The 18570-nt window shown below is 66.0% G+C and carries 19 protein-coding genes; 4 read left to right on the forward strand and 15 right to left on the reverse strand.

The genetic code is table 11. The annotated features are described in order from the left end of the window. Window positions 1-14: 14 nt before the first annotated feature. The 11 genes from SLQ30_RS18960 to SLQ30_RS19010 form a co-directional block, all read right to left on the reverse strand. Window positions 15-2456: a CoA transferase gene (locus SLQ30_RS18960; protein ID WP_319447842.1), complete on the reverse strand. Its 2442-nt coding sequence runs from the start codon at window positions 2454-2456 to the stop codon at window positions 15-17. Further along, window positions 2456-3430, reverse strand: a complete 975-nt coding sequence (locus SLQ30_RS18965) for an enoyl-CoA hydratase/isomerase family protein (RefSeq protein WP_319447841.1) — start codon at window positions 3428-3430, stop codon at window positions 2456-2458. The genes SLQ30_RS18960 and SLQ30_RS18965 overlap by 1 nt, the downstream gene beginning before the upstream one ends. A gap of 10 nt (window positions 3431-3440) precedes the next feature. Continuing rightward, window positions 3441-4589 (reverse strand): M24 family metallopeptidase, encoded by a 1149-nt coding sequence (locus tag SLQ30_RS18970; RefSeq protein ID WP_319447840.1) that lies wholly within the window; start codon window positions 4587-4589, stop codon window positions 3441-3443. Next, window positions 4589-5833: a Xaa-Pro peptidase family protein gene (locus SLQ30_RS18975; RefSeq protein ID WP_319447839.1), complete on the reverse strand. Its 1245-nt coding sequence runs from the start codon at window positions 5831-5833 to the stop codon at window positions 4589-4591. Before SLQ30_RS18975 ends, SLQ30_RS18970 begins: the two co-directional genes overlap by 1 nt. Then, entirely contained in the window at window positions 5830-7035 is a 1206-nt protein-coding gene (locus tag SLQ30_RS18980; RefSeq protein WP_319447838.1) for an amidohydrolase family protein, read from the reverse strand. Before SLQ30_RS18980 ends, SLQ30_RS18975 begins: the two co-directional genes overlap by 4 nt. 74 nt (window positions 7036-7109) lie before the next feature. Next, a complete protein-coding gene (locus tag SLQ30_RS18985) occupies window positions 7110-8345 on the reverse strand; it encodes a cytochrome P450 (RefSeq protein ID WP_319447837.1) in 1236 nt (411 codons plus the stop codon). A gap of 10 nt (window positions 8346-8355) precedes the next feature. After that, a complete protein-coding gene (locus SLQ30_RS18990; protein WP_319447836.1) occupies window positions 8356-8550 on the reverse strand; it encodes a ferredoxin in 195 nt (64 codons plus the stop codon). Beyond that, window positions 8547-9218 carry a TetR family transcriptional regulator gene (locus SLQ30_RS18995; protein WP_413468085.1) on the reverse strand — a complete coding sequence of 224 codons (672 nt, stop codon included), beginning with the start codon at window positions 9216-9218 and terminating at the stop codon, window positions 8547-8549. Before SLQ30_RS18995 ends, SLQ30_RS18990 begins: the two co-directional genes overlap by 4 nt. 61 nt (window positions 9219-9279) lie before the next feature. Then, on the reverse strand, window positions 9280-10086 hold the full coding sequence (locus tag SLQ30_RS19000; RefSeq protein WP_319447835.1) for an SDR family oxidoreductase: 807 nt from the start codon (window positions 10084-10086) through the stop codon (window positions 9280-9282). Continuing rightward, complete coding sequence (locus tag SLQ30_RS19005) at window positions 10083-10913, reverse strand: alpha/beta fold hydrolase (RefSeq protein WP_319447834.1); 831 nt, start codon at window positions 10911-10913, stop codon at window positions 10083-10085. Before SLQ30_RS19005 ends, SLQ30_RS19000 begins: the two co-directional genes overlap by 4 nt. A 57-nt stretch (window positions 10914-10970) precedes the next feature. Beyond that, window positions 10971-12143 carry an acyl-CoA dehydrogenase family protein gene (locus tag SLQ30_RS19010; RefSeq protein WP_319447833.1) on the reverse strand — a complete coding sequence of 391 codons (1173 nt, stop codon included), beginning with the start codon at window positions 12141-12143 and terminating at the stop codon, window positions 10971-10973. Between the two features lie 76 nt (window positions 12144-12219). On the opposite strand from SLQ30_RS19010, the gene SLQ30_RS19015 reads away from it, so the two are divergent. Genes SLQ30_RS19015 through SLQ30_RS19025 form a run of 3 tightly spaced genes read left to right on the forward strand, consistent with a single transcriptional unit; the run spans window position 12220 to window position 14864 of the window. After that, window positions 12220-13146 (forward strand): NAD(P)-dependent oxidoreductase, encoded by a 927-nt coding sequence (locus SLQ30_RS19015; protein ID WP_319447832.1) that lies wholly within the window; start codon window positions 12220-12222, stop codon window positions 13144-13146. Then, window positions 13146-13889, forward strand: coding sequence for a hypothetical protein (locus SLQ30_RS19020; protein ID WP_319447831.1), 744 nt, complete (start codon window positions 13146-13148; stop codon window positions 13887-13889). Before SLQ30_RS19015 ends, SLQ30_RS19020 begins: the two co-directional genes overlap by 1 nt. A gap of 12 nt (window positions 13890-13901) precedes the next feature. Beyond that, window positions 13902-14864 carry a TIGR03564 family F420-dependent LLM class oxidoreductase gene (locus SLQ30_RS19025; RefSeq protein WP_319447830.1) on the forward strand — a complete coding sequence of 321 codons (963 nt, stop codon included), beginning with the start codon at window positions 13902-13904 and terminating at the stop codon, window positions 14862-14864. A 155-nt stretch (window positions 14865-15019) separates the two neighbouring features. Here the strand turns inward: SLQ30_RS19025 and SLQ30_RS19030 are convergent, their stop codons facing one another. Further along, window positions 15020-15313: a hypothetical protein gene (locus SLQ30_RS19030; RefSeq protein WP_319447829.1), complete on the reverse strand. Its 294-nt coding sequence runs from the start codon at window positions 15311-15313 to the stop codon at window positions 15020-15022. A 99-nt stretch (window positions 15314-15412) separates the two neighbouring features. On the opposite strand from SLQ30_RS19030, the gene SLQ30_RS19035 reads away from it, so the two are divergent. Beyond that, the gene (locus SLQ30_RS19035) at window positions 15413-16165 is read left to right on the forward strand and encodes an SDR family NAD(P)-dependent oxidoreductase (RefSeq protein WP_319447828.1); all 753 of its coding nucleotides are present in this window, start codon (window positions 15413-15415) and stop codon (window positions 16163-16165) included. A 12-nt stretch (window positions 16166-16177) separates the two neighbouring features. Here SLQ30_RS19035 and SLQ30_RS19040 read toward each other — a convergent pair whose 3' ends face one another. Genes SLQ30_RS19040 through SLQ30_RS19050 form a run of 3 tightly spaced genes read right to left on the reverse strand, consistent with a single transcriptional unit; the run spans window position 16178 to window position 18569 of the window. After that, window positions 16178-16762, reverse strand: a complete 585-nt coding sequence (locus SLQ30_RS19040; protein ID WP_319447827.1) for an NADPH-dependent FMN reductase — start codon at window positions 16760-16762, stop codon at window positions 16178-16180. Continuing rightward, window positions 16759-17745, reverse strand: coding sequence for a cyclase family protein (locus SLQ30_RS19045; protein ID WP_319447826.1), 987 nt, complete (start codon window positions 17743-17745; stop codon window positions 16759-16761). Before SLQ30_RS19045 ends, SLQ30_RS19040 begins: the two co-directional genes overlap by 4 nt. Next, window positions 17742-18569 (reverse strand): coniferyl-alcohol dehydrogenase, encoded by an 828-nt coding sequence (locus SLQ30_RS19050; RefSeq protein WP_319447825.1) that lies wholly within the window; start codon window positions 18567-18569, stop codon window positions 17742-17744. Before SLQ30_RS19050 ends, SLQ30_RS19045 begins: the two co-directional genes overlap by 4 nt. Window position 18570: the final 1 nt, after the last annotated feature.

Genomic DNA, 18570 nt, shown 5'->3' on the forward strand with positions numbered 1-18570 from the left:
ACCGGGCCTACGCGTCAGCGAGTGGCCTTCTTGCGGCCGCCCATCGCCGGCGCCGTACCAATGACGCCATCGTGCTCCAGCGCGGCGATTTCGTCGTCGGTAAGGCCAAGTGAACTAAGCAGTTCGTGGTTGTGCTGCCCCAGCATCGGCGCCGGGGTTCGGTGGAACGTCTCCGGGCCGGTGGCCAATCGGACGGGCAGCGTGCTGTGCGGCGCCGCGATGTTCACGGGGTGGTCCACCTGCTCGAAGAAACCCCGGTAGCGCAACTGGTCCAGCTCCATCTGGCGGTGAGGTTGCATCACCTTGGCGACGGGAACACCAGCCGTCCATAGCAATTCAACGACCTGGTCGCCCGTGCGCGCGGCGCACCACTGACTCAGATGTTCGTCGATGAGGTCGTGCTGAGCTCTGCGCCCCTGCTCGGTCGCCAATTGCGGATCCAATGCCCAGGCCGGGCCGCCCAGGGCCTCGCGCAACGCCGCCCACTGCTGATCGTTCTCGACAGCGAGCGCCACCCAACAGTCGGCGCGGCCGAACTCGTCGAGCCCTTCACATCGGTAGATGTTCTGAGGCGCGGCGGTCGGTCCACGGTTTCCGTTGCGCTGCAACAGAGTCCCGTAGGCGGAGTGCTCGAGCACCTGCTCGGCAGCGATGTTCAGCGCCGCGTCGACCATCGCTGCCTCCACCCGCACGCCCTGGCCGGTCTGGCGCCGGTGCTCAAGCGCGAGGAGCAGCGCGTTGAGTGCGTGCACACCCGCGTTGGGATCGCCGACCGAATACGGCTCATACGGGTTGCGGTCGGGATAGCCGGTGAGCCAACTCAATCCGGAGGCATCCTCGATGATGTAGGCGAAGGCCGGGTTGTCGCGCCACGGGCCGTCCAGCCCGAAGCCCGGCATCCGCAGCATGACGATGTCTTCGCGCAACCCCTGCACGGTGGCGAAGTCCAACCCGAGTTGGTCGATCACGCGTGGGGTGAAATTCTCGACGATGACGTCGCACGTGGGGATCAGCTGACGCAGCAGTTCGCGCCCGCGCTCGGTCTGGAAGTCCAGCGTCAAGCTCTTCTTGTTGGTGTTCAGCGCCGAGAAGATCGGTGAACGTTCCCACCACTGAGGCTCCGTGGCGGGAATGCCTGCGATCAGCCGGGTGCCATCCGGACGCGGGGTCGACTCGAGGTGGATGAGTTCGGCGCCAAGCATCGCGAGCACGTGCGTGCACGACGGTCCCGCCCAGAACGTCGTCATGTCGAGCACGCGAAGACCGCTGAAGGGCAACCGATCACGGTCCGCCGACCCGGCCGGGCTGGGCCGCGGGGGCAGTGCGGCGCTGCGCAGTAGGTCGGTGTGTTCACCCAGCCGCGGCGCCGCGGCGGGGGCGCGCAGCGAGACGCCGCTCAGCCGGTACGGATGACCGGGTTGGGTGAATCCGTCGCGCGGATTTTGGACGAAGACCCCGCGCTCGACGAAGTGGTCCATCGCCGTGACGTTCTCCCCGTTGCCCACTGGCGAATTCGGTATCCGGAACGCCGACGCCAGGTCGCGAACGTCGTCGACCCGCTGGTCGCGCAGCCATTCGTAGAGCTCTTCGGCGTGCAAGTTAGCCTGCTCGGTGATGGTGAGCGTCGACTGCTCGTCGATCCACTCGTCATGGCCCGACATCGCGCACAGGTCGAACCACTGTTGGGCGGTACCACATCCGAGCGCGACCAGACCATCGGCGGCCTGCGCAACCCCGGGCACGGTGGGCTTGCGCTCCGTGCGCCACGGCCTGCCCAACATCTCGAAGTAAGTGACGGGATAGTAAGTGAGACAGAGGATCTGCGCTTCCAACATCGACAGGTCGATGAGTTCACCGAAGCCGTCGCGGAGCGCACGGCCACGAAAGGCCAGTGTCATCGCGGCCGCGTAAGCGCCGGACACCCAGTCCCCCACCCGGCCACCGACGTGTACTGGCGCGCGGTCCTGCGTGCCACGCCCGATGCCGATGGCCCCACCCGACCAGGCTTGCAGGGTGAACTCGGTCGCCGGTCGGTCGTGCCACGCTCCATCGAGTCCGAACGGTGTGATCGCGGTAATGATCAGGTGCGGGTACCGCCGGTGAAGCTCCTCTGGGGCAAGCGTTTCCATCTCGGCGACCGTCGAACCGCGCGACCAGACGACGGCGTCCGCAGAAGCCAAGAGCCGCTCGAGGTGTTCGCCGTCAGCGGCTCGATCTGTGTCCACCACGACGCTGCGCTTGGAACAGGCCAGGAAGCTGAACAGCGCGCCGTCGTCGCCTGCTTCGATGGTGGCACCCGACGCCGACCAGCGACGTAGTGAATCACCTTCGGGGGACTCGGCTTTGATCACGTCGGCGCCGCCGTCGGCGAGCAGCTTGGTGCAGTAGGCGCCTGCGATGCCGCTCGACAGGTCGACGACGACGTACCCGTCCAACGGTGGCGGGCTGGGCTCCATCAGTTCTTCTTCGCCCGGTTCTTCTTGCTCAATCTGAAGTCGGGAGGGAACTTGTCGTCGTTGTCGTTGACTGCGGCAGCGAGGCCGCTGTCGATGGCCTCGCCCATGTCGAGGTCGTCGTTGCTGTCGTTCTGGACGCCACTGCCCATCGACTCGAAGAACGCCGACAACAGGCTGCCCATGTACTCACCCTGATGCTGCTTGTACACCTCGAAGAAGAGCTTCTGCATGAACACCGTGTCGACGGGCCGGTTGCGCGCACAGGCCAACGCGTACTTCTGCGTCTCGGCTTCCAGCTGATCCCGAGGCACCACCTTGTTGAGGAAGTTGCATTTGTCCATGTCCTCGGCGGTGAACGGGCGACCCGTGAAGACCATCTCCTGGAACTTGCGCAGCCCCATCATCTGCACCCAGGTCCACATGCGCGGACCCCATCCGTAGTAGCGGAACGACGGGTGCCCGAACAGCGCATCGTCGGACGAGATCACCAGATCCGCATCGGCGCACTGATAGAAGTGCCAGCCGTAGCAATAGCCCTTGGCTTCGACGATGCTGATCTTCTTCAGTTCCTGCAACGGCCGGTTGCCTGCCTGCACGTTGGCGTACCAGCCGCTGATGGTCGCGCCGTTGCGGAACGTGCCCTTCGGCGGGTAGCTGACGTCACCGAGGCTCGGGTCGTCAACCTTCAACTCGCGCAGCCGCTTCTCCGGCTCGTCGACGCCCTCCATGAACTCCGGGAGGTCGGCACCACTGCCGAGATTGTCGCCGACCCCGCGGATGATGACGACCTTCACGTCGTTGTCGACGCTCGCCGCCCGCACCACGTCCGCGTACCGCAACCGGGCGTCCGACGTCGGCGCATTGAGGAAGTCGGGGCGGTCGAAGGTGATCGTCGCGATCTTGGTCTTCTTGTCCTTCTCGTAGCGGATGATCTCCTCGGGCCCGGGTCTTGCTGGCCGCTTCTTCTTCGACATTCCCGCGCTCTCAGTTGGATCCGACGGCAGCGCTGCCGCGGAATGACGGACTCGACGTCAGGACCTCTGGCCCGTCGTCGGTGATCAATACGGCGTCACGGCTGAACACCGCGCCGACGCCGGGCTCCCACACGTACGCCGTGACGGCCAGCACCGTGCCGGGATCGAGCCGCTCTTCGGCAGAGGTCTTCGGTAGCTCCGGCGAGATCACCGGCGGATCGAAGCCAAGCCCGAGCCCGTGGGCCACCGGCACCGGCGGCAATGGCTCCCCAGCGGCTTCGTAGGCGGTGAGCAGGTCGCTGCCCGCCACGCCAGGGCGGCACGCGTCAACGAGCCGCTCCCACAGGTCATTCGAGCGACGGTACAGCGCTTCGACTTTCGGGGCACCGCTCACATCGCCAACCGGCCAGGTGCGGCCCACCTCACCCACGTAGCCGTCGGCCAGGGCACCGGCGGCGAAGGCGACGAGATCGCCCTCGGCGATCCGACCGTCTCGGCGTCCGACCCGCCACGAATGCTCGCGGGAGGTGATCCACGCCCCGTCCTGGGTGGCTGAGGTACTGAACCCACCGGCGGCCATCGCCTCCATCAGTACGCCGTTCAACGCCTGCTCGGTGGTACCGACCGCGAGTTCGGACACCGCCGCGGCGAGTCCGCGCTCGGCGACCCCGAGCGCGCCGCGAAGTATCCGTAGCTCATCGGCGGTCTTGGTACGGCGCGCCGCCTTCATCGCCACCTCACCGTCGACGAGCTCCGCGTTGGGGAACGCCACGGGTAGCAATTGTGCGAACGACGGCGACATGGCGTCGGTACCGACGCGTTTAGCGCCAGCTGCACCATTGATGTGCTTGAGCACCTCGATGTTCGTCACCGGGTTCCACGCCAACCCGTAGAGGTGGTCGTGCCCGATCTCCTCGGGGATGCCCTCGTCCCAGCTGCTGTTGAGGTGAATCTCACCGGTGGCGCGGACCAATACGCAGATCGGTGCGAACGGGCGGGTACCCGCGACCCAGAGTTGCGGTGCCCCAGTGACATAGCGGACGTTGGCCTGGCGCCCGAGTACCAGGACGTCGAGGTCGGCGGCCTCCATCTGCGCGAGCACCCGCTCACGCCGCCCGGTGCGCAGCACCAAGTCGTCGGGGACGATCTCTTCAGCCACTAGATGCTCCCGTACGGCGCGTAGGGGTAATCGGTTATCGATTGATAGCCGTCTTCGGTGATGATCACGATCTCCTCGCTGCGGTATCCGCCGGTGCCGTCCTCCCAGACGACGGGTTCGAGCACGAGCAGCATGCCAGCCGGGAACACGAAGTTGTCGTCGAACTCCTGACCCAGATCCGTTCCGATCATCGGCATCTCGGCCGCATTGGTGCCGATGCCGTGACCAAGATAGAAGTGCGGCAGCCAGGGTTTGGTGCCGCCGTTCGCGGCGATGGCCGCTCGGGCCAGATCACCGCTGGTGGCCCCGGCCTTAGTGACCGCGAGCACGGCGTCGAGGATCTGACGCCATTTCGCAAACTGGGCTTCCTGCCGTGACGTCGGCTGCTCGCCGACCAGCCACGTCCGACCGAAGTCCGAGCAGTACCCCTCGTAGGTGATGCTGACGTCCGTCCACAGCACGTCGCCCTTGTTCAGCTCCTTCTCCGTGGGCAGCAGCGGCAGCGCAAGGTCGCCGGTGGTCGTCCAGACCGCACCGCTGCTCCTGGTCGTTGGCATCACCTGCCAGATGGCCTCGATCATGTTCGTGGTGGCGCCAAGCTCGAAGGCGCGCCGGACGAATGCGGCCGACAGGTCGATCTGCCGCACGCCGGGGGCCAGCGACTTCTGGACCTCGACGACGGCCTGTTCGGTGATGCGACAAGCCTTTCGGACGCAGGAGATCTGGTCTACCGTCTTCACCAGCTTGGCCGGACCGATCACCAGTGCCGCGTCCGACGGCGGTCCGCCGGGAAACAGCTGACCCGCCGCCCGCCGCATCGCGCCCGTCAGTTCGTCGACCGCCACCTTGGCATCCGAGCGCACCAGACCGAACAGCACCTTGCCGAAATGCTCTACCCCTTCGTCGAATTCGAGATACAGCGGCCCGTGGACGTGGTCCGCGGGCAGCTCCGAATCGAAGGCGCTGCCCTCGCTGAACGGCATGTACAGGTGGGGATGTTCATCGTCGGCGAGCACCACGGCCACCGGGCGCTCGACGTGCGACAGCCCAGCGTCGAGCAGCGGCCAACTCGCGCCGGTGGCGTACACGACGTTGCCATTGCCCAGCAGCACCAGAGCGTCAACGCCCTTGTCCTTCATGGAGGCCCGCAGGCGCGCGCTGCACTCGCGGTACATCCGCGCGCGGTCGGGAGTGTCCGGGATGTCGAGCAGCGCTGACCCGGAAGCAGTCGCAAACGTCGTCATGAGATGCCCAGGAACTTCTTGATGTTGGTGCTGACGATCTTCACCGCGTCCTCGGGCCCGACGGCCTCGACGACGGCGGCCAACGACTTCTCGGAGTAGCCGAACGTACTCTCGTTGTGCGGGTAGTCCGACGACCACATCACCTTGTCGACGCCGATCTGGTCGATGAGCCGCAGCCCAAGTGGATCCACCATGAACGACGCGGACATGTGGTTGTCCCAGTAGTAGCGGACGTCATGGGAGAGTTGGTGGTTGAACATGTGCCGGTAGGAGGCCAGCAGGTGCTCGGCGTCCTGCAATGCCGTTGGGACCCAAGCGATGCCGCCTTCGAACCAGCCGACGCGCAATGTCGGGTGCCGGTCCAGGATGCCCGAGAACACGTACTTGGCGAACTGCTCGCGGAACGAGTCGACGTTGATCATCATGCCGACCACCACGCTGTTGTTCTCGCACGGCGTCTTCGGTGGCGTTTCGCCGATGTGGTGGGTGACCGGCAGGCCGGCCTCCTCGATCTCGTCCCATACCGGATCCATCGCCGCGCTGCCGTAGTCGTAGATCTTGCCCTCGTCGTCCTTGCCGGGGTTGAGCGGCATCAGGAACGTCTTGAGCCCCAACGACTTCAGTTCAGCCAACGTGCTCCTGGTGCCCTTGGGGTCCCACCAGTTGATCAGCCCGACCCCGTAGAAGCGACCGTTGCTCTGTTCCTGCAGATCGGCGATGTGCTCGTTGTAGATGCGAAAGACCCGCTCGCGCAGCGCCTTGTCCGGATAGTGGAACAGGGCGAGCACGGCGTTCGGGAACGCCAGCTCCCTGTCGATGCCATCCTCGCCGAGCTCGCGGATGCGGGCCTCGATGTTGTTGGTGGCGGCCCCGGCCAGGTCGTCGTACTGCATGAGCACGCGGCCGAAGTCACCCGCGACGAAGGAGCGGCCGTTGACGCCCACCATGTAAGCGCCGTCCTCGTACCAGATCCGCGGGGCAGCGCCCTTGAGGTCGTCGGGGAAGCGTTCGAAGAAGATGTCCTCTGCCACCGAGATGTGGTTGTCGGCCGAGAAGACCTCGGTTCCGGCAGGGAGTCCCACGGCCGCCGCCACCCCGCCTTTGCTCTTTGCGTCCGCAGAAGCGTGACCGTGGCGGTCCTTCGGCGCGCCCCACCCTTCGGGCGGATATAGGGTCGCTGATGTTGTCGTTGGGGTTGACATCGGTGGCACTCCAATCGGGCTGTGGCTTGGGTCTTCTGGTGGCCTCCGGCCACGCGGGGTGTTGAGTCGTTGGGTTACCAGGTCACCGGAAGTTCGTAGACTCCGTAGGCGAGCCGGTCGTGCTTGAACGGCACCTCGTCGAACGGGATCGCCAGTTTTAACGTCGGGATGCGCTTGAGCAGCGTCTGGAAGACGATCTGCAGTTCGGCACGGGCAAGCTGCTGGCCGACGCACTGGTGGCGGCCGTATCCGAAGCCGAGTTCCTGGCTGGCGTCGCGCGTGAAGTCGAGCTTGTCGGGATTCGGGTACGCCGCGGCGTCCCAGTTCGCGGGCGCGAGGTCGATGATGATGCCCTCGCCGGCACGGATGGTCTCGCCGCCGATCTCGATGTCGTCGATGGCGACCCGGCGCTGCCCGTTCTGGATGATCGACAGATAGCGCATCAGTTCCTCGGCCGCGTTGGCGACGAACTTGGGATCATCGGAATCACGAAGCAGCGCAGCCTGTTCGGGATTCTCGAGCAGAGCCAGCACGCCGATGCCGATCATGTTCGCCGTGGTCTCATGGCCCGCGATGAGCAACCCGGTGCCCAGCTGCGCGGCCTCCTTCACGCTGATCTCACCGGCGGTGACGCGCTCGGCGAGGTCGGACACCGCGTCCTCCGCCGGGTTGGCCATCTTCTGCTCGACGAGGTTGATGAGGTACTTGTGCAGACTCATCGCCCCCTTCTGGCCTTCCTCCGCTGACGCGTAGCGGGCGAGGCCGACGTTCGCGTGGTGCTGGAAGAACTCGTGATCCTCGTAGGGCACGCCCAGCATGTCGCTGATCACCTTGGTCGGCACCGGCAGGGCCAGCTTCGACACGATGTCGGCAGGCTGCGGTCCGGCCAGGATCGCGTCGATGCACTCGTCGGTGACCTGCTGGATGGTCGTACGCAGGGCCTCGACGCGCTTGAACGTGAACGGCTTGGACAGCATCCGGCGAAAGCGGGTGTGCTCCTCGGCATCTGAGGTGAACACCGAACGCGGCCGCTTGTCGACCGTGGAGAGCATGTGCTCATTCCAGTGCGGAAATCCGTCGATGCGATCGTCGACGCTGACCCTCGAGTCAGCGAACAGTGCCCGCGCGACCTCGTGGCCGGTGATCAGCCACGGCGTGCTCCCGTTCCAGATCCGTACCCGCGACAGCGGCTTGACCTCGCCCATTTCCAGCATCTGCGGTGGCGGGGCGAACGGGCACCGGGCGGCGCGCTCCATCGGGTACTCGGGCACATCGGCCGAAACCTTCTCGGCGGCAAGCGTTTCTGACATCAATACTCCGTCATTCCTCGAGGTGGATGGCCAGGGCTGGGCAGGCGGCCGCGGCCTTACGTGCTTCTTCGGCCTGATCGGGGCCGGGGTTTTCGACCAGTAACTCGACGACACCGTCGTCATCCCGCTGGTCGAATACGTCCGCGGCATTCATCACGCACATTCCCGACGACACGCACTTGTCCTGGTCGACGGTCACCTTCACGGCGCACCCCCACCGGGTACGGGCGTCACGGGCGCCAACCACATTCCGACGATCGCATCGATCAGGCCCGTGCCCGCCGCCTGCCACGACGTTCGGGTCGCCGGGCCTACCCCCTTGGCGAGCGCCCGTTCACGATCCGCGCAGCTGTGCATCAACAGGTTGCGGGCCATGATGTTCCGGTCGTAACGGTTGTCCAGCGGCAGGTCGGGCAGGCACCGGTTGATGCCGTCGACGACCTCGACCAGCGACGGCGAGCTCAGGGCGTCCTTGACCACGAACCCGTGGTACGCAGGGTCGGTCATGGCCTGGGCGGCGAAACGCGCATACCAGGTCGGGTTGCCGAGCTCGGCCAGGTGATCGGTCAACGGTCGCACCAGGCACGACACCCACCCGCGCAGATCGGTGGACTCGTCGGTCTGGGTCACCATCCGCTCGCGGAGTTCTTCGATGGGTGCTCGCCTGCGCTCCTCGATGGCCCGAACCAGGTCGGTCTTGGTGCCGAAGTGGTAGCCGACGGCGGCGTTGTTGCCCTGCCCCGCGGCCTCACTGACCTGGCGGTTGGACACGGCGAAGACGCCGTGTTCGGCGTATAGCCGTTCGGCGGCGGTAAGGATGGCCTCGCGGGTGGTGCTCGCCCGGTCGGTCCGCAGGGGTCTGGCCGCGGTCACTCGCTCAGTCAACGCGGCCGGGTCAATTAAGTCAAGCGATTGATTTAATTCATGACCACGCCTACGGCTTGCGGGGCGCGATGACCTTGCCCGCGACGGTGCCGCCGTCAACCGGCAGCACGGTGCCCGTTACGTAGCGCGACCGGTCGGTGGCGAAGTACAGCACCGCTTCGGCGACGTCGCCGGGGGTGCCCTCGCGCTTCAACGGACGGTCGTCACGCATCTGCTGACGGATTCTGGCCTCGAACTTCTCCAACTTCTCCCGGTCTTCGTCGCTGGCGGACGATTTGAGGATCGGCGTCGGAATGCTCCCTGGCGCAATGCAGTTCACGCGCACCTCGTACTGTGCCAGCTCGATCGCCGCCGACTTCGTGAACTGGATGACGGCCGCCTTCGACGCGCGGTAGGTGGCGACCCCACCGCCGGCCAGGATCCCACCGATCGACGAGATGTTGATGATCGCGCCGCCGCCGTGCTCGGCCATGTGGCGTCCCGCATCGCGCGTACCCGCCATCACGCCGAGCAGGTTGGTCCGCATGACGCTGTCGAATTCGGCGAAGTCGTCGTGGAACAGACCCTTCTTCATCGGGCTGGACCTACCGGCATTGTTGACCATGACGTGCAGGCCGCCGAACGTCTCGATGGCCGCGGCGACCAGTTGACCGACCTGGGCCTGGTCACTGACATCCGTGTGGAGAAAGCGCGCGTCGGAACCCAGGTCCGCGGCGAACGTCGCGCCGAGTTCGTCCTGCACGTCGGCGATCACGACTTTGGCGCCCTCGGCGACGAATCGCTCCACGATGCCGCGACCGATGCCGGACGCACCGCCGGTGACGATCGCGACCTTGCCTTCGAGTTCGTAGCTCATTGCGCAGCAATCCCTTCGAAGAAATTCAGCAGTAGTTCGTTCACGACTTCGGGTCGCTCCAGCTGTGGGCAGTGCCCTGCATCCTCCACGACGGCCGACCGGCCGACCGCGACCCGGCCCGCGATGTCGGCGGCCCACCCCGCGGGCAGAAGTTTGTCGCCCGCCCCCTCGATGACCAAGGTCGGTACGGTGATGCGTTCGTAGGCCCGCTGCGCCGACGGAGCCGCGGGCGGGGTCGCGCCGGGCCGACGGAAACGCGCTGCGGCGATCGCCTCCCACGCGCCGGGCGCCGTGCTCGAGGCGTGGCGCCGATTCACGTACTCGTCGTCGTCCGGGTAGACAGAGTCGAAGAACAATGCCGTGACGATGCGGCGCATCGCCTCGACGCTGCCGTCGTAGTCGTAGAGCGCGTCGGCGTGCTCATTGCGTTGGATTTCGCCGCCACCGCAGATCAACACAAGGCTTCGGACCGGCAGCACCGGCGCATCGGAGGTGGTGTCGACGAGCAGGTTGATGGCCCCCATCGAGTTGCCGACGAAGTGTGCCGAGCCGATTCCCATGACGTCGCAGAAGTGCGCGACGTGCCTGATCCGCAAGCCGCGCCCGTCGACGAAGTCCACGACCTTCGCGGAGTCTCCGTACCCGAGCATGTCCGGGGCCAGCACTCTGTAGTGCGCGGAGAGCGCGCCGATGGTCCGCTCCCAGCCAAGCTCAGCACCTGCGCCGAACTCACCACCGTGCAGGAGCACGACGGGGTCACCGTGGCCCGCGTCCAGATATCCAGTGGCGAGCCCATCCACGACAACGGACTTCCGTTCGAACTGCATGGGAGCCAACGATAGATGTGTCCGAATAGCCAAAGTGCTTAGCGTGCAACGACGGCGTCAGCGTCGGGGCAGCCCGAGCGCGCGCTGGGCGATGATGTTGCGCTGGATCTCCGATGTTCCGCCTGCGATGGTGCCGGCAAACGTCCCAAGATATCGGGCAAACCAGCTGGCGGCGAACAGATCTGGACTGTACGGGTTGAACGGGGCGGTGAATGCCGGGTCAACGAGCCCGTCGCCCCCCGCTGCATTCAGCGCATGCCTCGCGGCGTTCTGCTCGGCTTCGGAACCCAGCACCTTCAGCACTGAGATCGCGGCGGCATCGGTCTCCCCGCGTGCGGCGCGGGCGAGTGCCGCCGAGCCCAGCAGTCGCAACGCCTGGGAGTCCATCGCGATCGTGGCGTAGTGGTCACGGTCGATCGGGCCGACGGGGGCAAAATCCTCTAGGAGGTCCTCCAACCGGTTGGCGAAACTCGTCCACATCATGGCGCGTTCGTGGCCCAGCGAACCGTTGGCCACCGTCCAGCCGCCGCCAAGCGGGCCGACAAGGTTCTCGGCGGGCACTCGCACGTCGGTGAAGAAGACCTCGTTGAAGTCGAAGTGATGGCGGTCGTAGACCACGGGAAACGGCCGGCAAGAGACCCCAGGGGTGTCGGTCGGGATCAGCAACGCGCTGATGCCCCCGTGCTTTTCGTCGGAGTCGGTACGGACGAACGTGAGCACGACGTCCGCGTCGTGGGCGCCCGACGTCCAGACTTTCTGCCCGTTGACCACGAAATGGCCGTCCTCAAGCACCGCCTGGGTGCGCAGCCCGGCCAGATCCGAACCCGCGCCGGGTTCGCTCATCCCGAGCGAAGCCGTGAGCTCCGCGCGCAGGATCGGTACCGCCCAGCGCTGTTTCTGCTCGACGGTTCCGAAGCTCAGCAGCGACGCCGCGATGATCCCCACGCCCTGCGGGTTGAAGCAGTGATAGATCCGCCGTCGCGACAATTCCTCGCGGTGCACGTACTGCTGCAGTACACCTGCGTTGCGACCGCCGAACTCGGGTGGATTGCCTGGCAACAGCCAACCGTGGTCGAACTGCAACTGCTGCCAGTGCCGCGCCCATTCGGGCACATGGGAGGTGGACCGAGAGCGCTCCTGTGCAGCGGCCTGAACTGGCAGGTGTTCGTCCAGGAACGCGATGAACTCTTTCCGGAAGTCCTCGACGTCCGCGTCGAAGGTGAGTTGCACGGCACTCCTCGCGTGACGGTGTCGGCCTATCAGCGGCCTACTTGAAGATATCAAGTTATTGATATTCACTGTAACGGTGCTCGACGGAGAGAAGATTCTGATCACCGGTGCGACGGGGAAGATCGCGTTTCCGATCGCACGCACGCTGGCCGAACGCAACGAAGTCTGGGGCGCCGCCAGGCTGCAACGGCCAGGCGACGAAGCGAAGCTCGCGTCCGCCGGAATCAAACCGGTGGCGCTCGACGTCAGTAGGGGCGACTTCTCCGAGCTTCCGGACGACTTCACCTACGTCTTCCACGCGGCGGTGGATCCCGGTTCGGGCGACTGGGCAAGCTGCGTCGAGACGAACGCGCAGAACTCCGGGCAACTGCTCTTTCACTGCCGCACCGCAAGCGGATTCGTGTTCTGCTCGACGGGCTCGATCTACGGTTATCAAGGGCAGCGGCCGTTGACCGAGACAGACCCTCCCGGTGTACCACTGCGCCCGAACTACAGCTTCTCGAAGGTGGCCGCCGAGGCCGTCTGCACCTGGATCGCCAGGCAGCACCGAATTCCGCTCACCATCATCCGGATCTGCTCCACGTACGGACCCGAGGGTGGGACACCGGCCGACAGGTTGGATCTGATATTGGCGCGCAAGGCCATTCGACTGCACCCCGACAAACCGAACAACTACAACCCCATCTACGAGGATGACTACGTCGAACTCGGCATCCGCGCCATGGAAGTGGCAGGCGTACCGCCGGTGGTGGTGAACTGGGCGGGCAGCGAGACGGTCAGCGTCGAGGACTACTGCGCCTACTTGGGCGAACTCGTCGGCATCGAGCCCATCTTCGAGTACACCTCGGCCGCCCATACTCCGCTGTGGCCCGACGTCACCCACATGCACGAGGTGCTCGGCCGTACGAAAGTGCCGTGGCGCGAGGGCTTTAGGCGCATGGTCGAGGCCCGTCATCCCGAACTCAGGCTGGCCGAACGACATTCGACGACGGAGCCCCGCTGATGCTACTGCCCGGCACCCCTTCAGACGACGTCCCCGACGTGCTCGCTACCGGACGGGGCGACGTCACGACATTGTTCGTGTCGATGGCGACTCGCCATCCCGACGGGACGGATGCCGACTACCTGCAATGGCATACGCTCGACCACCGTCCCGAGCAGCATCGGTTATCGGCGGTGCGCGCCTCGTTGCGGCTGGTGTCGACGCCGGCATGCCGGTCGGCGCGGGCGGCTAGCACCGGATCGTTCGATGCGATCGACCACGTGATGACGTACTTCTTCTCCGACGTCGCGGGCATGGATGGATTCCTGACGCTGTCCAAGGCGCTCGGCGGGGCGGGCCGCAAGCTGCCGCTGCTTCCGCACGTCGAACGCGGTGTCTACGGGGTGCGCGGCAAGGTCGCTGCGCCGCGCGTCAAGGTGGGCGCCGACGTGCTGCCCTGGTGGCCGGTTCGCGGGTGCTATCTGCTGCTGGAAGATCGCGAAGGTTCAGCGGCAGACCTCGTCGAAGTCGACGGCGTCGCCGGGGTGTGGTCGACGACGGCACTCGACGTCGATGCGCGGCTGGCGTCGGCCCGCGCGGGCCAGCAGCTGACCTACTGCTTTCTCGACGACGATCCGGTGGCGACGGCGGCACGCCTGCGTCCTGCACTCGAAAAGCGTTGGGAAGCAACCGGTATCGAACCACTGCTGGCCGCTCCCTTCCATCCGATAGCCCCGCACGAGTGGGATCGCTATGTTCCGTAGCCAGGAGGCCATGTGCGAATCGGATTGATGGTCGGTACGGACAAGGAGCGGGCGCGCGCGGACCGGCTGTCGGGGCTGATCGCCGACGGCAAGGCCGCCGAACGGGCCGGCTTCGCGTCGTTCTGGATCCCGCAGGTGCCGGGCTACCTCGACGCCATGACAGCCGTCGCGCTCATCGGAGCGGTCACCGAACGGATCGAGCTCGGGACCGCCATCGTGCCGCTCCAGCCTCGACATCCGATCGCACTCGCCCAGCAGGCCGTCACGACGAACGCGGCAAGTGGGGGCCGCTTCGCGCTCGGCGTTGGACCGTCGCACCACTGGATCATCGACGGTCAACTCGGCCTCGCGTATGACCGGCCGGCCCGCCTGGTGCGCGACTATCTCGAAGTTCTGAATGAGGCGTTCGCCGGGCCAGGGCCGGTCGACGTGGAGAACGACACCTACCGGGTGCACAGCCCGATGGATGTCGCCGACCACGGCTCGGTGCCCATTCTCCTTGCGGCGCTTGGGCCGACGATGCTGCGCATCGCGGGTGAGCAGGCATCGGGCACCATTCTCTGGATGGCGGACGAGAAGGCCATCGACGCACACGTCGTGCCCCGCCTCACCACCGCGGCCGAGGCCGCGGGGCGACCGGCGCCGCGTGTCGTCGCCGGTGTGCCAGTCGCCCTGTGCCAAGCCAGTGAGGTCGACCACGCCCGCACCCATGCCAGCGAGGTGCTTGGGCACGCCGACTTCTCCCCCAACTACGTGCGTCTGCTCGAGCACGGCGACGCCGAGGACGTCGGCGACACCATGGCTGCGGGCGACGAAGCGGCCATCACCGAGCGGCTGCGCCGCTACCGCGACGCGGGTGTCACCGACCTCGCTGCGCGAGTCGTCCCGCTCGGCGTCGACGCGCAGGCCCGCGCAGCCTCACTGCGCCGGACGCAGGAATTCCTCGCGTCGATCGGCTCCGAACTCGGCACTTGACCTCGGTATCAACCCTTTTCGCCGGTAGCGGCATCCACCGCGTAACCGCCCATGAACTCGATGGGTACGCCCTCCATGGTGCAAAAGAAGAGGTCGACGCCCGAGCCTCCGGCGTCGAAGACGGTGACGTCGTTGGCAAACGCGCGGGCCTTGTCCTACGTGCTCGCGAAGTCGTCCGTCATGAAAGACAGCGCGGCCAACCCCTCCGGTGCCACGGTGCGCAGATGTTCTGGCACGTCGATCACTTCGACCAAGCCGGCCGTACCGCTGCCGAGAATGGTGATGTCCGCACCGTCCGACGGCGGCCACTTCAGCGTCGTCTCCAGCACTTCGCCGGGCACGCGGAACGCCGCCTGCACGCTCATGCCTGCGACATCGGTGAGGAATTTGATGAACTGCTCCGCCGAGTGACTCCGCATCACCACGTGGTGGTGCAGTTGGCTCGACACGTCAAGGCCTCCTCGTCGGTGGGCTCACCACCGCATGAACGGACACCGTTCGAGCAACGGCGCCCTTCAACTTAACTCGGCGTCGTAAGGTTCCCTGGCATGACTGGAGAACTGAAGGGCAAGCGGATCCTGGTGACCGGCGGCGCCACCGGCATTGGGGCGGCCGCCGTCCAGGTGCTGCATGCGGCGGGTGCCAGCGTCGCCGCGACGTTTCACCACACCGCTCCCCCTGCCCACTCCGATCTGACGTGGCTGCAGTGCGACGCAACCGACCCCGCCTCGGTCGACGAGACCACGCGCGCTGCCGCCGACGCGCTCCATGGCCTGGACGTGCTGGTCCACGCTGCCGGACTGTGGCATCCCGGCGTGCCAGGACAGCTGGGCATCAACGACATCCGCCACGTCATGGACACCAACTTCACCTCGACGGTGCTCACCAATCAGGCCGCGGCGGCCGCCATGGGGCCCGCAGGCGGACGGATCATCAACTTCGGCTCCAGCGAGGGTGTGATGGGAAGTCCGATGTCGGCGATTTACGCCGCTTCGAAGTCCGCGGTGGCGTCGTGGACACGGTCGGCGGCCAAGTGCTGGGCCTCACAGGGCATCACGGTCAACGCGCTAGCACCTGCCGTGGAAACACCAGGTGCGCAGCGACTTCGCGACTTCCTCGGCCCGGACTTGATGCCCGTCATCGAACAACAGCTACAGATGAGCATCCCCATCGGCGGCAAGCTGGGTGACCCGGTGAGCGACGTCGGTCCGATGCTGGTGTTCCTGGCCGGCGACGGGTCCAGGTTCATCACCGGTCAACTGCTCGCCGTCGACGGTGGCTTGATGATGCTCGGAGCCTGAGCGCGGGAGTCGCTAGGCCGCGCGCAGCGCACCCGTCAACAACTGGGTGGCCAGCATCTCCAACTGCCCCTGGACGGCGGTGTCCACCAGCGCACCACCCTCATCCCAGATCTTGTCGGCCGAATTGATCGCCACGCCAAGCGGAGTCGGCCACGCGCGCAACGCATGGCCGATGACCCGCAACTGCCCGAGCGTGCCGACGGCGGCCTGCCACCCATACGCACAGCTGATGCAGCCCCATGGCGTGTTGTCGAGGTAGACGCGCGGGTCCTCGCGGAGGTCTTCGATGTAGTCCACCGCATTCTTGACCAAGCCAGACACTCCACCGTGGTAGCCGGGTGACGCGACGACGACCGCGTCGGCGTCGCGCAACGCCGCGACCAACGCGGCGGCCTTGTCGGTGCGGCTCGCTTCGTGCGGGTTGTACATCGGCAGGTCGATGTCTTCGCCACAGAACAGCATCGTGCGCCCACCTTGGCGCTCCACGGCCGAAAGGCAATGTCGCAGTGCCCGTTCCGTCGAGGAATTGGAGCGGAGCGTGCCGCCTAGCCCGACGACGAGCGGTTGGGACTTGTTGGGGGTCACGGGGTTGCTCACTTGATCGCGATGGGGCTGACAGGGGCTCCGACCGCGCCGACCACCTTCAGTGGAGGCGCGATCAGCTGGAATTCGTAGACGCCGTCTTCGGCACAGTCGGCGGCGAGGCGGCCAAGGTCCCAGTACTCGCCGAGCATCAGACCCATGTCGCGCAGACACAGCATGTGCATCGGCAGGAACGTGCCGTCGATGCCGTTGGCCGGGTCGGGGTCCTCCACCATGAGGTTGTCGGCCGCGACCGCGGCCACTTCGTGGTCGTGCAGCCAAGAGGCGCACGTCCAGTCCAGCCCCGAACCGGGCTCGGCACCGTCGCCAGCGGACAGGAACCGCGTCCACCATCCGGTGTGCACGACGACGATGTCACCGCGACCAATCGTCACACCCTGCTTGGCGGCGATCTCGTCGAGTTCGGCTGGTGTGATGGGGTTTCCGGGTCTGCAGAAGACCTCTTCACCGCGGTGCGCCACCACGTCGAGCAGCACGCCGCGGGAGACGATGCCCTTGACGTCGACCTTGTCGATGCCGCAGTGGAAGGCTCCAAAACTGGTCACCGAGTCCGCAGGAAATCCGTTGTACAGCTTGTCCTCGTAGTACACGTGCGACAGCGCATCCCATTGAGTGGCAGCCTGCAACGGCATGACGATCATGTCGTCGTTGAACCGGAAGATGTTGTCGACAAAGAACGAACTGAGTTCCTGCGCCACGGAATTGCGCAGCCACTGCGGCGCATACCGGCTGAGGGTGTTGGCATCGCCACCGTCCACCGTCATCACGTGCACCGGGTTCTGCCGGAATTGGAAGGCCCCTTGCGGGCCCGCGGACCCGAAGTCGCCGCCGAGTGGGATGACCTTCCCCTTCTTGACGCATCCGGCGGCCGTCGCGACATTCTCCGCGGTGATGAAGTTCAAGGTCCCGATCTCGTCGTCGTCACCCCATCGGCCCCAGTTGCGCACGTCGTCGGCGACGCGGCGAAAGTCGTTCATGCTGGCCACAATGCGGATCCTTCCAGAGTGGCGGCGACCCGACTGGCCAGGTTTCCGCCGTCGACCCACAGCACCTGTCCGGTGAGGTAGCCCGCGGCCGAGGAGTTGAGGAACACCAACACGGCGGCCTGCTCCTCGGGGGTCGACACCCGCCCGAGAGGTTTGGGGATGTCGTCGAGATAGGCCTGCCCGTACTTGCTCCTCAACTGGTCGAGGATCGGCGTCTCCGTGACACCGGGTCCGGTGCAGTTGATGCGGATTCCGCGGGCGCCCAAGGGCACGGCGTTCTTCATGCCGTACAGGATGATCGCCTCCTTGGACAATCGGTAGCCACCGTCGGCGAGCGCATCGGGGTGTTCACCGCACCATTTTTCTCCCTCGGCAAAGGTCCGGGTGTTGAGCAGGCCGGCCACCTCGCCCATGTTCTCCAAGTAGTTCGATGCCGCCAATGACGACACACTGACGATCGACGACCCCGACGGCATGCGCGGTGCCAATGCCTCGGTCAGGTGTCGCGTGCCGAGGAAGTTGATCTTGACGACCAACAGCGGGTTGCCGATCCCAGACGACACACCGGCTACGTTGAACACCGCATCGACCTGCCCATCGACCGATGCGACGGCGGCATCAATCGATGCCGGATCGGAGAGGTCGAGTTCGTGAAAGTCGTTGAGCCCAAACGGGGGTGGACGCACATCCAGACCGACGACGTCGGCGCCCAGGTCTGCCAATTGACCCACCAGCGCCGCGCCGATTCCCGACGCGCAGCCGGTCACCACCACCCGACGACCGGTGTAGTCGACCAGCTCGCCGAATCGAGTCACC

The organism is Mycobacterium sp. RTGN4 (assembly GCF_033804635.1).
GTDB lineage: Bacteria > Actinomycetota > Actinomycetes > Mycobacteriales > Mycobacteriaceae > Mycobacterium.